This is a genomic window from Sagittula sp. MA-2 (assembly GCF_030126985.1).
Lineage (GTDB): Bacteria > Pseudomonadota > Alphaproteobacteria > Rhodobacterales > Rhodobacteraceae > Sagittula.
Genome location: NZ_CP126145.1, coordinates 549,530 through 563,553 on the forward strand (window position 1 = coordinate 549,530; position 14,024 = coordinate 563,553).

The window sequence follows — 14,024 nt, forward strand, 5'->3', positions numbered from 1 at the left end:
GTGCCCCGTCCTAGGCCAACCCGTCGAAACGGTCAAGACGGTTATGGGACCGTCCGGTGCGGGGGAACATGGCCCGGGTTCTGATCCTGTCCAGCATGGTGGCCTGCGGGCATGTGGGCGCTTCGGCGGCGCTTCCGGCGTTGCAGGCGCTGGGGCATACCGCGACCGTCCTGCCCACGGTGATGCTGTCGAACCATCCGGGTTTCGCCGCCGTGGCCGGGGCGAAGGTGCCGGTCGGACAGCTTGAGGACATGGTCGCCGCGCTGGACCGGAACGGGTTCCTCGAAGGCTACGACGCCGTTCTCACAGGCTACCTGCCCACGGCGGAGCATGTGGATTTCGCGGCACGGCTGGTGGACAGCGTGCGCGGCATCGGCGTGGCGCGGGTCGTCGTCGATCCGGTGATGGGGGACGCGCCGAAGGGGCTCTATATAGACGCCGAGGCGGCAGGGCGCATAAGGGACACGCTTGTGCCCCGCGCCGACATCCTGACCCCGAACGCCTTCGAACAGGGGTGGCTCGGGGAGGTCGCGTCATCCGTGCCGCGTGTCATCGTGACCTCGCACGGGGTCACAGCCAGGGAGCTGGGCGTGCTGGACCTGTCACAGGCCGCCGCTGTCCGCTACGCTGTGCCCCGGCATGACGGGGTGCCGCAGGGCACAGGCGACGTGCTGGCCGCGCTGATTGCCGCCGGTGTGGCGCCGGGACAGGCACTGGGCCATCTGCAGGCGCTGATCGCGGAAAGCCTCGGTGCGCCACATCTGAGGATCACGGAGACGGCGGCGGTCTGGACCCGGGCCGCGCCGCTTGAGGGGGAACCACATGGCCTTTGATTTCATCCTGATGCTGACGTCGAACGACCGCACCATCCCGGACGCCCGCGCGCGGCTGGAAGAGGCGCTGGAAGGCGGCGTGCGGCACATCGGCTTCAAGGACGTGGGGCTGCCGTTCGATGACCTGAAGGGGCTGGCACAGGCGATCCGCGCGGCCGGGGGGCGGTCCTATCTGGAGGTCGTCAGCCTTGACGCCGAGAGCGAGCTGGCCTCGGCCCGCGCCGCCGTGGCACTGGACGTGGACTGCCTGCTGGGCGGCACCCGCGCGGCCGAGGTGACGGAGGTCATCCGCCACCACCCCCTGCGCTACTATCCGTTCCCGGGTCGCATCGTCGGGCATCCGTCCGTACTGGAAGGCCCGGCAGAAGCCATCGCCGACTCCGCCCGCCGCCTCTGCGACCTCGAATACGTGCACGGGCTGGACCTGTTGGCCTACCGCTTCGACGGCGATGTGCCGGGGCTGATGGCGCAGGTCTGCGGCGCGGTCGAAAAGCCGGTCATCATGGCCGGGTCCATCGACAGCGAGGCACGGGTGGAGGCGGTGGCAGAGGCGGGGGCGGCGGGTTTCACCGTGGGTACGGCGGCGCTCGACGGGGTGTTCCCGGCGGAGACAGAGGGCTTCGCGGCGCAGGTCCGCGCCATCCTGGGTATCACGGCGCGGGCGCGACGGTTCTCCCGCGCGCCGCGCCGGATTGCCCTCGTCGCGCACGACAACCGCAAGGCACACCTGCGCGCGTGGGTTCTGCGGCACGCGAAGGCGCTGGCCGGGCAACGGCTGATCTGTACCGGCGGCACGGGCCGGATGGTGGCGGAGGCCGCCCCGGACCTGACCGTGCAGCGGCTGCAACGGGGGGCGCTCGGCGGCGACCAGCAGCTTGGCGCGCTGATTGCCACGGGGGAGTTGGACGCGGTGGTGTTCTTCGCCGATCCCGGCTCCGGCTACGTGGGGGATGCCGACCTGCAGGCGTTGACTCGGCTCGCGATTTACCATGACACGCCGCTGGCGCTGTCGCCGTCGGCGGCGGATGCCCTGCTGGCCGGGCTGATCCCCTAGACGGCGAAGCGCGGCGGGCAGAGCCCCATGTGCATCCATCGCACCAGCGTGTGGATCGAATAGACCGGCAGCCCCGTCGCCACAGCGATGTCCGGCGCATAGGGCACCATGTTGGTGCATTCGAGGACGATGGCGCCGAGATGCGGGTTGGCCTCTTGCAGGGCGAGGGCGGCCTCAACGTTGTCCTGCCGGGCCAGCGCCACGTCCAATGTCGGTTCGTCGTTCAGGATGGCGCGGGTGAATTCCCGCCCGCCTTCCGTGGTGCCGATGGGTGTGCCCGCCGGTACGTTGGCGGCGGCGAGGTGTCGCGCAGTCAGGGACGAGGCCGCGATGGTCTGGATGCCCGCGACGCGGCCCGCGGGCAGCATGCGGTTCACCATCTCCACCTGCGCCAGAGAGGACGTCACCACCGGCACCGGCACGGCCTCTGCCAGCGCCTGCTGGAACAGCGACAGGAACCCGCAGGTGGTGATGATGCCCACGGCGCCCTCGTCGACCAGCGCGCGGGCGGCGTCGATGAAGGCGGCAAGGCTGTCGCCCCCGCCCTCGCGCACGATCCGTTGCGGAGAGGCGCCGCGCACCACCCTGATCGCCACCGGGAAGGGCCATGACAGCGGATTGCCTGCGTCGCCCGGGATGCGGGGAAAGCGCGAATCGAGCATCAGGATGCCGATCGGCGCTGCGTCGAACGGGGAGGTATCGGACATGGCTGGCTCCGGCGGCACGCGACCTCGTTGACACGCGGTCGGTCCCTTCGCAAGGTCCGCGCAAACGGTCGGGGGTGGCATGACGAAAACGGTAGCGATTGTGGGGGCGGGCATCGTCGGGGTGTCCACGGCGGTCTGGCTGCAGCGCGAAGGGCACCGCGTGGTGCTGATCGACCAGCGCGGTCCGGGGGAGGGCACCAGCCACGGCAACGGCGGGGTGCTGGCCTCTGCCTCCGTCGTGCCTGTGCCGGTGCCCGGGCTGTGGAAGATGGCGCCCCGGATGCTGTTCGATCCGCGCCAGCCGCTGTTCCTGAAGTGGGGCTACCTGCCGCGCCTCATGCCCTGGCTGCTGCGCTACATGCGTCACGCCACGGTCGAAGGGGTGGCCAGCCGTGCGCGTGCCATCGCGCCGATCATCGGGGACAGCCTGAACGATCACCTCGCTTTGGCAGAAGGCACCGGGGCGGAGCGGTTCGTCGTGCCCTCCGACTATCTCTACGTCTACCCGACCCGCCGCCAGTTCGAGGCGGATGCCGCCTACTGGCAGGTGCGCCGCGAGGCGGGCTGGGACTGGGACGTGCTGGAGGACGAGGATTTCACCGCCTACGACCCCTGCTTCGGTCCGGACCTGCGCTGTGCCGTCCGGCTGGGCGGTCACGGGCGGATCAGCGATCCCGGCGCCTATGTGAAGGCTTTGGCCGCCCACGTCGAACGCCAGGGCGGCCAGATCCTGAAGGCTGAGGTCAGCGACGTGGTGCGTGACGGCCCACGCGTCATCGGTCTGCGGGTGGGCGGCGAGACCCTGACCTGCGACGCCGTGGTACTGGCGGCGGGCGCGTGGTCGACCAAGCTGGCAGCGAAGCTGGGCGCGAAGGTCCCGCTGGAAAGCGAACGGGGATATCACCTCGAGCTGTGGGAGCCGTCGGTGATGCCCAAGGCGCCGGTCATGGTCGCCTCGGGCAAGTTCGTGGCGACGCCGATGGACGGGCGGCTGCGGCTGGCGGGGATCGTCGAATTCGGCGGGCTGGAGGCAGAGCCCTCCCGCGCACCCTTTGCCCTGCTCGAAGACAACATCCGCCGCGCCATCCCCGGCATCACCTGGAAGGAAAAGGTCGAATGGATGGGGCACCGCCCCTCGATGGCCGATTCCCTGCCGGTGATCGGCGCCTTCCCCGACGCGCCCGGCGCCTATGCGGGGTTCGGTCACGATCATGTCGGTTTGACGGGCGGACCGAAGACCGGGCGGCTTCTTGCGCAGGTGATCTCTGGCCGAATGCCCAACATAGACCTTGCACCCTATTCGCCGGGGCGGTTTCAATGAGTTCATAAAACACGACAATGAGTTCATAAAACACGACAGGGAGTTCTACCGATGACCAAGATGCGCACCATCCTGGCGGCCACGACCGTCAGCGCCGTTGCCTCGACCGGGGCCATGGCCGAAACATGGGACATGCCGCTGGCCTATGCCGCCACCAATTTCCATTCCGAGAACGCCGCCGAATTCGGCCAATGCGTGACCGACGGCACGGGCGGCGAGATCGAGATCGTGACCCATCCGTCCGGCTCGCTCTTCCCGGGCGACCAGATCAAGCGCGCGGTGCAGACCGGCCAGGTGCCCATCGGCGAGCGCCTGCTGTCGAGCCATCAGAACGAGGACCCGATCTTCGGCTTCGATTCCGTGCCCTTCCTCGCCACCTCCTTCGATGCGTCCGAGAAGCTGTGGGAAGCCGCCAAGGGGCCGCTGGAGGAGGTGCTCGCAGAGCAGAACCTCGTCCTGCTGTACTCCGTTCCGTGGCCGCCGCAGGGGCTCTATTTCCGTGACGAGGTCAATTCCGTCGCCGACATGGAGGGCGTTAAGTTCCGTTCCTACAACAGCGCCACAGCACGGCTGGCGGAACTGACCGGCATGCTGCCGGTGCAGATCGAGGCGGCGGAAATCTCGCAGGCCTTCGCGACCGGCGTGGCGGACAGCATGGTGTCGTCCGGGGCCACCGGCTACGACCGCAAGGTATGGGAGTCGCTCAACTATTTCTACGAGGTCGACGCCTGGCTGCCGCGCAACTACGTGATCGTCAACGCCGACACCTGGTCGGGCGTCTCTGATGCGAACAAGAAGGTGATCCAGGACTGTGCTGCCACGGCAGAGGCGGAGGGGCTCGAGAAGTCCAAGGGCTACACGCAGTTCACCATGGACGGCCTGCGCGAGGGCGGCATGACCGTGGCGCCGGCCTCCGACACGCTGAAGGCCGAGTTGCAGGAAATCGGCGCGACCATGACCTCCGACTGGCTGGAAGAGGCCGGCGATCAGGGCGCGGCCATCGTCGACGCCTTCAAGGCCATGCAGTAAGCAGACCCCGCGCGGTCCGGACACGCTCCGGGCCGCGCCGCTTTCCGACCGTTCCCCTCATCCTTGAAGGAGACCGCCCGTGGCTGCGCTCCGCCGCCTGCTCGACCTCATTTACCGCCTGGCCGGGGTGGCCGCGGCGCTGTGCCTCGTGACGATCCTTGTCCTGATCGTGCTGCAGATGCTGGCGCGCTGGACCGGCGAAGTCTTTCCCGGCGTGCCGCAATACGCCGGGTATTTCATGGCTGCGGCCTCCTTCCTGGCCTTCGGCAATGCCCTGAACCAGGGCAGCCACATCCGCGTGTCGCTGGTCCTGAACGCGCTGCCGGAGGGCGCGCGGCGCTGGCTCGACATCTGGTGCTTTGCCATCGGCACGGCGGTGGCGTGGTACGTGGTCTACTACGGCTACCGCTTCGTCTACTGGTCGTGGAAGTTCAACGAGGTCAGCCAGGGCCAGGACCGCACCGCGCTGTGGATCCCGCAAAGCGTCGTGCTGGTGGGGGCGGTGATCTTTGCCGTCGCCCTGACCGACAACCTTCTGTCGCTGATCTTCGGCGGCAAGTCCCGGATCGTGCAGGACCGCATGGATCAGAGCTTCGGAGAGTGACATGGAGAACATCTCGATCATCCTGCTGTTCCTCTTCGTGCTGTTCACCCTCCTCGGATCGGGCGTCTGGGTCGGCCTTGCGTTGATGGGCGTGGCCTGGGTGGGGATGGAGCTGTTCACCACCCGCCCCGTGGGCGACACCATGATGACGACGATCTGGGCCGCGTCCTCGTCATGGACCCTCACCGCCCTGCCGCTGTTCATCTGGATGGGCGAGATCCTCTATCGTACACGATTGTCGGAAGACATGTTCCGCGGTCTGTCGCCCTGGATGAAGGGGCTGCCGGGCGGGCTGGTGCACACCAACATCGTCGGCTGCACGGTCTTCGCGGCGGTCTCCGGTTCCTCGGCGGCGACTTTGACCACGGTCGGCAAGATGTCGATCCCGGAACTGCGCAAGCGCAACTATCCGGAGAAGATGGTGATCGGCACGCTGGCGGGGGCCGCGACGCTGGGCCTGATGATCCCGCCTTCGCTGACCCTGATCGTCTACGGCGTGACGATCAACGAATCGATCTCCAAGCTGTTCTTTGCAGGCATCCTGCCGGGGCTGGTGCTGGCGCTGATGTTCATGGCCTATGTCGCGGTCATGAGCCGGTTCTCGCGGGGCTGGAACCCGGATGCGGAGCCGGAGATGACCTTTCGTGAACGGCTCTGGAACTCGCGTTACCTCGCGCCGGTGATCTGCCTGATCGTGCTGGTGATCGGGTCGATGTACCTGGGCTTTGCCACCGCGACGGAAGCGGCGGCCTTCGGCGTGATCGGCAGCCTGGCACTGGCGGCACTGCAGGGGTCGCTGACTTGGAGGACCTTCACCGAGAGCCTGATGGGCGCCACCCGCACCTCTGCCATGATCGCGCTGATCCTCGCGGGCGCGGCCTTCCTGTCGCTGTCGATGGGCTTCACCGGGCTGCCACGCGGGCTGGCGGACCTGATCGCTGGCTGGGAGCTCAGCCGGTTCGAGCTGCTGATGGTGCTGCTGGTCTTCTACATCGTGCTGGGCATGTTCCTCGACGGGATCTCGTCTGTGGTGCTGACCATGGCGGTGGTGGAGCCGATGGTGCGGCAGGCGGGCATCGACCTGATCTGGTTCGGTATCTTCATCGTCGTGGTTGTCGAGATGGCGCAGATCACCCCGCCCATCGGCTTCAACCTGTTCGTCCTGCAGGGGATGACGCAGCACGAGATGGGGTTCATCGCTAAGGCGGCGTTCCCGATGTTCCTGATCATGGTGCTGATGGTCTTTGTCCTGATCGCCGTGCCGGAACTGGCGACATGGCTGCCGGACAACATCCGGTCGCGGCCCGGAGGCTAGGTGGCGTTCCTCGAATGGCTTGGCCGGCAGGGACGCCTGATGCTGGTGGCGGGGCTGGTCGCCGGGCTGGCGTTTCCCGGCGCGGGCGCGATCTTTGCCCCGTGGCTGCCACACCTGATCGCCGTAATGCTGTTTTTCGGCGCCCTCCGTGTGGGGGCGACGGGCCGCGTCGGCGTGGCCGGGTTGCGGGTCCGTGAGACGCTTGGCCTGATCGCGGTCTACCAGGTGGCGCTGCCACTGGCGCTGGCCGGAATCGCGGCTGTGCTGGGTATCATTGCGCATCCGGCGGTGCTGGCACTGCTGCTGGTGACGGCGGCGCCCTCGGTCACCGGCAGCCCGAACCTTGCCGCCCTCGGCGGGGGAGACCCGGCGCCCGCCTTGCGCATGCTGGTGCTGGGAACGGCGCTCCTGCCGCTGACGGCGTGGATCGTCCTCTCCGTCCTGAAGATCGGCGGCGACCCCTGGGCGGTGACCATGGCGGTGGCCCGCCTGCTGGTGCTGATCCTCGGCGCCGGGGGCCTCGCCCTTCTGGCGCATCGCGTTGTGCCCGGCACGCCGCGTGCCATCTCGATCATGGATGGGCTGTCGGCGCTGGTGATGACGCTGATGGTGCTGGGCCTGATGTCGCCCGCCGCCGACGCGTTGCGCCATGAACCCGGCCGCTTTGCCCTCTGGCTGGGGATCGCCGTGGCGGTGAACTTCGGGCTTCAGGGGGCGGCGGCGCTGGTGCTGCGCCGGTGGCCGATGGGAGAGCGCATGTCCCTGTCGGTCGTGGCAGGCAACCGCAACATCGCACTCTACCTGCTGGCCCTCCCGCCCGAGACGATGGCCCCCGTCATGCTTTTCATCGGATGTTACCAGATCCCGATGTACCTGACGCCTTACGTCCTCGCCCGCGTGGGACGTGGTTAATAGTTTGTAATTTAGAGACATTCCTCCCGATATAGAGAGATCGTTTCCACTTTTGCGTCAACGTGCCGCCAAACGCACGACCGAGTGGGACGATCATGCCTGTATTGACGACACCCGACGCCGCGACCGGCTCTGCCGCGCACCCGGCCCTTTTCGGCGGCAATGTCCTTGCCCCCCGCGCCCACATGATGGGGCCGGGCAGTTACGCGGAGGCGATCGAGCAACTGGGTGTCACCGGCTTGCGATACCCGGGCGGTTCGCTGACGGAAAAGATGTTCAGCCTGCGCGATCCGGACGCGGCCCGGGTATTCTCGCCCGATCTGGGGAGGGAGGTGGATTTCATCCCGCTCTCCGGCATCATGGACTACGCCGAGCAGACGGGACGCGATCTGACCATCGTGATCCCGACGCGCGACCAGTTGTCGGATACGGCGCTGGACGCCAACGGCGACCGGATGCCCGCCATCGACCGCGACGTGCTGACCGGCTTCGTGCGCGGCGTGGTCGGCGGGGAATACGGCGATGCCCGCGTCGCCGCCTTCGAGATCGGCAACGAATACTGGGGCTCGGGCGAGATGAACGCCGCCGAATACGGGCGGCTGGCCGCCGGCATGGCGCAGATCATCGACCGCACGCTGAACGACCTCGCGCAGACCGACCCGGATGCAGCGGAGGTCGGCGTGCTGGTGCAGGTGGGCACCAACTTCGGCTATTCCGACCTGTCCGACGATTATGCGGGCATGGCCCCGGCGGACGTGGTGGCAGAGGTGAATGCCGCCTACGGCCTGTCGCTGGACGAGAGCGTGATCTACCCGAACGGCGACATCGACTGGACGGAGATCAACAACGAGATCCTCCTGTCGCACTTCGACGATGACGCCATGGCCGCGACCGACGGGGTGATCGCCCACGTCTATTCACGCGCGCCGGTGGTCGAGCATTCCCGCTGGTACCAGCTTGAACAGATCGAGGAGCACTGGCAGTCCATCGACCCGGAACTGGAGATCCACGTCACCGAGTGGAACCAGAAATCCAACACGAACGCCTTCGAGGACACCCGCGATTACGGGCTCTGGCAGGCGCAGGAGATGCTGGAACAGGTCGAGGAATTCATGCGGATGGACGTGGCCTCGGCGCAGGTCTGGCCGCTGATCCAGAACACCCCGACCGCGCTGGCACTGGGGCGGGAGTTTGACGAGACGACCCCGCCGGGAGAGATGTTCTCCATGCTGTCGGAGAACCTGCCGGGGATGCGGATGCTGGATTTCGCCCCGCAGGACGAGCGGGGCACGGAGATGCACACCACCGAGATGGACGTGCACGCCTTTGCCGACGGGCAGGACATGCTGTTCTACTTTACCTCGAACCTGCAGCGGGGTCTGGTCGACAGCGAGGTCGACATCTCGAACCTCGTGGAAGGCTTCGGCGAGATGGAAATCACCGTGCTGGGTGTCGCCCGGGGCGACGGTCCCGGCAACACGCAAAGCCGCGCCACGGTAGAGCATCCTGACCCGGACGACCTTCATGTCGACGGCTTGATCGAGACCCTGCTGGCGCCCGGAGAGATCATGCAGGTGCGGCTGACCGACGTGGTGCCCACTGACGATTTCGCCGACGTCTTCGCCCAGACGGGCAGCCCGCGTGTGTCCTCCGACGCTGTCGCGGTGCCCGCGGACGACACCGACGACCCGGACGACACCGACGATCCGGACGACGAAACGGATGACGGCGCCTCCGGCGACCGGGACGGGCAGGGGCTGATGGATGCGCTCGCCGACGGCGCGCATGCCCCGTCCGACGGCGGGGGGGCATCCCCGGACAGAGACGAAGAGGACGAGGGTGATGGCGGCAGCGACTTGGGCGGCCTCTGGCTGGCCGGGCTGCTGCCGCTGCTGTTCCTGCTGGGCTAGCGTTCAGGCGTCGATGGGTTCGATCAGCTCCGGTCCGGAGGCACGGTTGGAATTCACCTCGCGCGCGACCCGATGGAAGGCCAGCGCGTCCTCGGGGGCGGGCTGCATGAGGCTGGCCGCGCCATGTCCGTCCTCGCCCAGCCACTTGCCCCAGTCGTCATGGGCCAGCACCACGGGCATCCGGTGGTGGATGCGCGACATCGACCCGTTCGCGCCGCAGGTGACGATGGCGACGGTGCGGAAGGACAGGTCGTCGCGCGCCCAGTCCTGCCAGACCCCGGCAAAGACCAGCGGGCCATCATCCGCCGGATGGATGTACCAGGGCAGCCGGTTGCCCTCCTCGTCCTTTGTCCATTCGTAGAAGCCGGTCGCGGGGACAAGGCAGCGGCGTTCGCGGCAGGCAGCGCGGAAGGCGGGCTTTTCCGCGATGGTTTCGGCCCGCGCGTTGATCAGCAGCGGCCCGTCGTTCGGCTTCTTGTACCAGTGCGGGATGAAACCCCAGCGCATGGCGACCAGCCTGCGCCCCTCGTCGCTCATGACGACATGCACCTGGTTCGTCGGGCAGACGTTGAAGTTCGGCACATCGGGCAGGTCGTTCGACGGCACGGCCGCGAAAAGCTGCGCCATGGCGTCGGGGGGCAGGGTGACGGCGAAACGACCGCACATGGCGTATCCTCCGGGGGCAGATCCTTGCCGGATGATCTATCGCGCGCCGCCGGAAATCAAACCGTCAGAGCCCGAAGCCGCTGTAATGCAGCAGCCCCCAGTCCGTCAGCTCCCGGTGCACCTTGCCCCAGAGAGCGCCGAAGCGCAGCGGGTCCAGCCCGGCGCCGGCGGCAATGCGCGACAGCGGCGTGCGCCCGTCTGCGGCGGCGATCAGCGGTGCGGCCTCGGGCGGGAGGGCGAGCTTGTCCTTGACGCCATCGACCTCCACCGGCGGGGTCTGACCGCGGGCCACGGCCTGCGCCAGTTGCCGGTGCGGCAGTTGCAGGCGCGGCACCAGTGAAGCGCGGCCGGGTTTTGGAAGAGGGCGGTCCTCGTCGGCGGGCACAAGGTAGCCCACATGCTTGCGGATCGTGCCGCGCAGCTTCTCGGCCACGGCCATGGCGGCGTCCGAGTCCATCCCTGCCGGGACATCCGCAATGCGCGACAGGTCGTAAAGGGCGGGCGTGACGAAACCCTGCAGGCGCCAGCCGGTCGCCGCGCAGGTGTCCAGCAGGCGCGCCACGTCGAAGGGCGTATCGGTGCTGTGCAGGAGCAGGTCGTAGAAGCCCGCGTCGCTTTGTTCGTGGTCCATCAGCAGCGGGTTCGACGCGAAGGGATGGCCCTTCGGCAGCGCGGCGACGATCTCCTTCGCGCGGGAGAGGCGCTGCTCTGGCGGCAGACCGTCCAGCAGTGCGCCGAACGCCTCCTGCAGGGGATAGACCCCGGATCGGCCGTAGGGCGCATAGACCATGAACCCCATGCCGCCCCCCGGTGCCAGCGCGCCCCTAAGCGCGGCAAAGCCGTCCTCCGGACGGGGCAGGTGGTGCAGTACGCCGCAGCAGTCGATGTAGTCGAAGGGCCCGAAGTCCCCGGCGTCGAGCAGGCTGCCGGTGTGGAAGGTGATGCCCGTGAGGCCGCGCACCTTGGCCCGTGCCTCGGCGATCCCGCGCGAGGCGGTGGAGAGGTCGAGGTAGGTGATCTCGTAGGGCGCGCCGGCCTTTGTCATCAGCGTGGCCAGCTGGATCAGGGCGTCGCCCGTGCCGCCGCCGGCCACCAGTACGCGCAGCGGCTGCGACCAGTCGCGCGCGCCGCCGAACAGGTGGTGGTCGATTTCGGTGGGCCTTGAGGGGGAGCCGGTGATCAGGCGCGTGCGCTCGTCCTCCGGGTCGCGGGCAGGGTAGGGATAGACCTCGTACTGTTCCTTGACCGTGACCATGCCTTGCCCTCCGACTGCCGCAGTGTCCTGCCCGATCGCGCCCGCGATGGCCAGCCCTAGCGGCGCCTGGCGATCTCCAGCCGGGTTTCCAGCAGGGCCATGTCGCGCATGATCCGTTGCCGTTCGGTCCGGTCGCCGGTCTCGCGCAGTTCCGCGCGCAGGCGAGCCAGTTCCTTCGAGACGGAGACCGCCTCAGGAACAGCGCCGTTTTCCTTCATGATCCGGTTGAGGACGGCGTTCTCCGGATCGTCGCAGGGCGGCAGGGGTTTGCCCGCGCCCGGCAGGTTGTCGAACGCGCCTTCCGCCTCGGCCGCGCGGATCTTTGCAGAGATGAGGTCGATCAGGGGATGGTCCATGATCCCAACATAAACCGTGACCTGCGCGTTGCCCAGATCTCCGGAACGCAGCGTCACCGGGTGTTTTCCCCGACGTCCACTGCTCTTGCGCGATGCACCAGGGAAGGCCAAGACTGGAGGTGAGGACTAGGGGAGGAGAATGCGCTCATGGGCTACGCCACCATGGACGACCGCAACGCCATCGAATCGCAGGGCGCCTGGCACGATCTGGGGCTGCCGAAGACGGTCTGGGCCCAGCTTTGCCGGACGGCGGACAAGTTCCCGCAGCGCCCGGCGGTCAGCTACCAGCTGTTGTCGGGACCGAAGGACAAGGCAGAGACGATGACCTGGGCCGAAGTGCGGGACCGCACGGCACAGGCCGCGAACCTGTTCCGCAGCCTCGGCATCGAGGAGACGGACGTGATCGCCTACGTCCTGCCGAACTGCAACGAGGCGGTCTCGACCCTTCTGGGCGGCATGGTGGCGGGCATCGTGAACCCGGTGAACCCGCTTCTGGAGCCGGAGCAGATCGGCGCCATCCTGCGCGAGACCGGCGCCAAGGTGGTGGTGACGCTGAAGCCCTTCCCGAAGACCGACGTGCCGCAGAAGGTGCAGGAGGCCGTGCGCCATGCGCCCAACGTGCACACGGTGCTGGAGGTCGACCTCAACCGCTACCTGACGCCGCCGAAGAAGTGGATCGTGCCGCTGATCCGTCCGAAGATGCCGGGCACGCGGCACGCGGACTACAAGTGCTTCCGGGCGGAGATGAAGAAGCAGCCCAAGACCCTGACCTTCGAGGACGGCGGCAAGGACCGGGTGGCTGCCTACTTCCATACCGGCGGCACCACGGGCATGCCGAAGGTGGCGCAGCACCTCTACTCGGGGATGATCTACAACGGCTGGCTTGGCGACACTCTGCTGTTCACCGAGGAAGACAGCGTGATGTGCCCGCTGCCGCTGTTCCACGTCTTCGCCTGCCACGTCATCCTGATGGCGATGGTCTGCTCGGGGGCGCATGTCGTGTTTCCGACGCCCGCCGGCTATCGCGGCGAAGGTGTGATGGACAACTTCTGGAAGCTCTGCGAGCGCTGGAAGACCACGTTCGTCATCACCGTGCCGACCGCCGTGTCGGCGCTGATGCAGCGCAAGGTGGATGCGGACATCTCGTCGATCAAGACGGCGTTCTCCGGCTCGGCCCCGATGCCGCTGGAGCTGTTCAAGCGGTTCGAGAGCGCCTGCGGCGTGACGATCTGCGAAGGCTACGGGCTGACGGAAGCGACCTGCCTCGTGTCGGTCAACCCGCCCGAGGGCGAGAAGAAGGTCGGCTCCGTCGGCATTCCCTTCCCCTACACGGACGTGAAGATCACGAAAGTGCGCGAGGGCCAGCCGGTGATCTGCGGCACGGACGAGATCGGCGAGATCTGCGTGTCGAACCCGGGCGTCTACGCCGGGAAGACCTACACGGAAGAGCCCAAGAACGTCGACCTGTTCCACTGGGGCACGCACCTGCGCACCGGTGATCTGGGGCGGCTGGACGCGGACGGCTACCTCTGGATCACCGGACGGGCGAAGGACCTGATCATCCGGGGCGGTCACAACATCGACCCGGCCGAGATCGAGGAGGCGCTCTTGGCGCACCCGGCGGTGGCCTTTGCCGGCGCCATCGGCCAGCCGGACGCGCATTCGGGCGAACTGCCCTGCGCCTTCGTGGAACTGGTCGCCGGTGCAACCGTGACCGAGGAAGAGCTGCTGGAACATGCGAAGGTGCACGTCCACGAACGCGCGGCGCATCCCAAGCACATGACGATCCTCGACGAACTGCCCAAGACGGCGGTCGGCAAGGTCTTCAAGCCCGACCTGCGCAAGCTGGCGATCACGCGCGTCTACAACGGTGCGCTGGAAAAGGCCGGTGTTGCCGCGCGGGTCGAGAAGGTCGTCGACGACAAGTCGCGCGGGCTGGTGGCGCAGGTGGCCCCCAACGGCAACACCGAGGCCGAGGTCGGCGCGGTGCTGGGCGGCTTCACCCGACCGTGGGAATGGGTCGAGGAGGACGTGGCGGCGGAGTGAGGCGCGCCGCCTCCTG

At 67.8% G+C, this 14,024-nt stretch carries 13 protein-coding genes; 9 read left to right on the forward strand and 4 right to left on the reverse strand.

The features are described from left to right. Positions 1-68 precede the first annotated feature (68 nt). Positions 69-833, forward strand: coding sequence for a bifunctional hydroxymethylpyrimidine kinase/phosphomethylpyrimidine kinase (locus QNI11_RS02870; RefSeq protein WP_283982266.1), 765 nt, complete (start codon positions 69-71; stop codon positions 831-833). Beyond that, positions 823-1,887, forward strand: coding sequence for a methylglyoxal synthase (locus tag QNI11_RS02875; RefSeq protein WP_283982267.1), 1,065 nt, complete (start codon positions 823-825; stop codon positions 1,885-1,887). Before QNI11_RS02870 ends, QNI11_RS02875 begins: the two co-directional genes overlap by 11 nt. Here QNI11_RS02875 and QNI11_RS02880 read toward each other — a convergent pair. Beyond that, positions 1,884-2,594, reverse strand: coding sequence for an aspartate/glutamate racemase family protein (locus QNI11_RS02880; RefSeq protein WP_283982268.1), 711 nt, complete (start codon positions 2,592-2,594; stop codon positions 1,884-1,886). The genes QNI11_RS02875 and QNI11_RS02880 overlap by 4 nt on opposite strands. 79 nt (positions 2,595-2,673) lie before the next feature. On the opposite strand from QNI11_RS02880, the gene QNI11_RS02885 reads away from it, so the two are divergent. The 6 genes from QNI11_RS02885 to QNI11_RS02910 all read left to right on the forward strand — a co-directional run bounded on the left by QNI11_RS02885 (position 2,674) and on the right by QNI11_RS02910 (position 9,685). Then, positions 2,674-3,915: an FAD-binding oxidoreductase gene (locus QNI11_RS02885; protein WP_100927951.1), complete on the forward strand. Its 1,242-nt coding sequence runs from the start codon at positions 2,674-2,676 to the stop codon at positions 3,913-3,915. Between the two features lie 60 nt (positions 3,916-3,975). Continuing rightward, positions 3,976-4,944 carry a TRAP transporter substrate-binding protein gene (locus QNI11_RS02890; RefSeq protein ID WP_370311928.1) on the forward strand — a complete coding sequence of 323 codons (969 nt, stop codon included), beginning with the start codon at positions 3,976-3,978 and terminating at the stop codon, positions 4,942-4,944. Positions 4,945-5,023: 79 nt separating this feature from the next. Further along, positions 5,024-5,548, forward strand: coding sequence for a TRAP transporter small permease (locus QNI11_RS02895; protein WP_283982270.1), 525 nt, complete (start codon positions 5,024-5,026; stop codon positions 5,546-5,548). A 1-nt stretch (position 5,549) separates the two neighbouring features. Then, entirely contained in the window at positions 5,550-6,863 is a 1,314-nt protein-coding gene (locus tag QNI11_RS02900; RefSeq protein ID WP_100927948.1) for a TRAP transporter large permease, read from the forward strand. Further along, a complete protein-coding gene (locus QNI11_RS02905; protein WP_283982271.1) occupies positions 6,864-7,775 on the forward strand; it encodes a hypothetical protein in 912 nt (303 codons plus the stop codon). 95 nt (positions 7,776-7,870) lie between these two features. After that, positions 7,871-9,685 (forward strand): hypothetical protein, encoded by a 1,815-nt coding sequence (locus QNI11_RS02910; RefSeq protein ID WP_283982272.1) that lies wholly within the window; start codon positions 7,871-7,873, stop codon positions 9,683-9,685. A 3-nt stretch (positions 9,686-9,688) separates the two neighbouring features. Here the strand turns inward: QNI11_RS02910 and QNI11_RS02915 are convergent, their stop codons facing one another. The 3 genes from QNI11_RS02915 to QNI11_RS02925 all read right to left on the reverse strand — a co-directional run bounded on the left by QNI11_RS02915 (position 9,689) and on the right by QNI11_RS02925 (position 11,962). Further along, on the reverse strand, positions 9,689-10,351 hold the full coding sequence (locus tag QNI11_RS02915) for an SOS response-associated peptidase (RefSeq protein WP_283982273.1): 663 nt from the start codon (positions 10,349-10,351) through the stop codon (positions 9,689-9,691). Between the two features lie 64 nt (positions 10,352-10,415). Beyond that, complete coding sequence (locus QNI11_RS02920) at positions 10,416-11,606, reverse strand: bifunctional 2-polyprenyl-6-hydroxyphenol methylase/3-demethylubiquinol 3-O-methyltransferase UbiG (RefSeq protein ID WP_283982274.1); 1,191 nt, start codon at positions 11,604-11,606, stop codon at positions 10,416-10,418. Positions 11,607-11,662: 56 nt separating this feature from the next. Next, positions 11,663-11,962 carry a DUF1992 domain-containing protein gene (locus QNI11_RS02925; protein WP_283983477.1) on the reverse strand — a complete coding sequence of 100 codons (300 nt, stop codon included), beginning with the start codon at positions 11,960-11,962 and terminating at the stop codon, positions 11,663-11,665. A gap of 147 nt (positions 11,963-12,109) precedes the next feature. On the opposite strand from QNI11_RS02925, the gene QNI11_RS02930 reads away from it, so the two are divergent. After that, the gene (locus tag QNI11_RS02930) at positions 12,110-14,008 is read left to right on the forward strand and encodes an acyl-CoA synthetase (protein WP_283982275.1); all 1,899 of its coding nucleotides are present in this window, start codon (positions 12,110-12,112) and stop codon (positions 14,006-14,008) included. Positions 14,009-14,024: the final 16 nt, after the last annotated feature.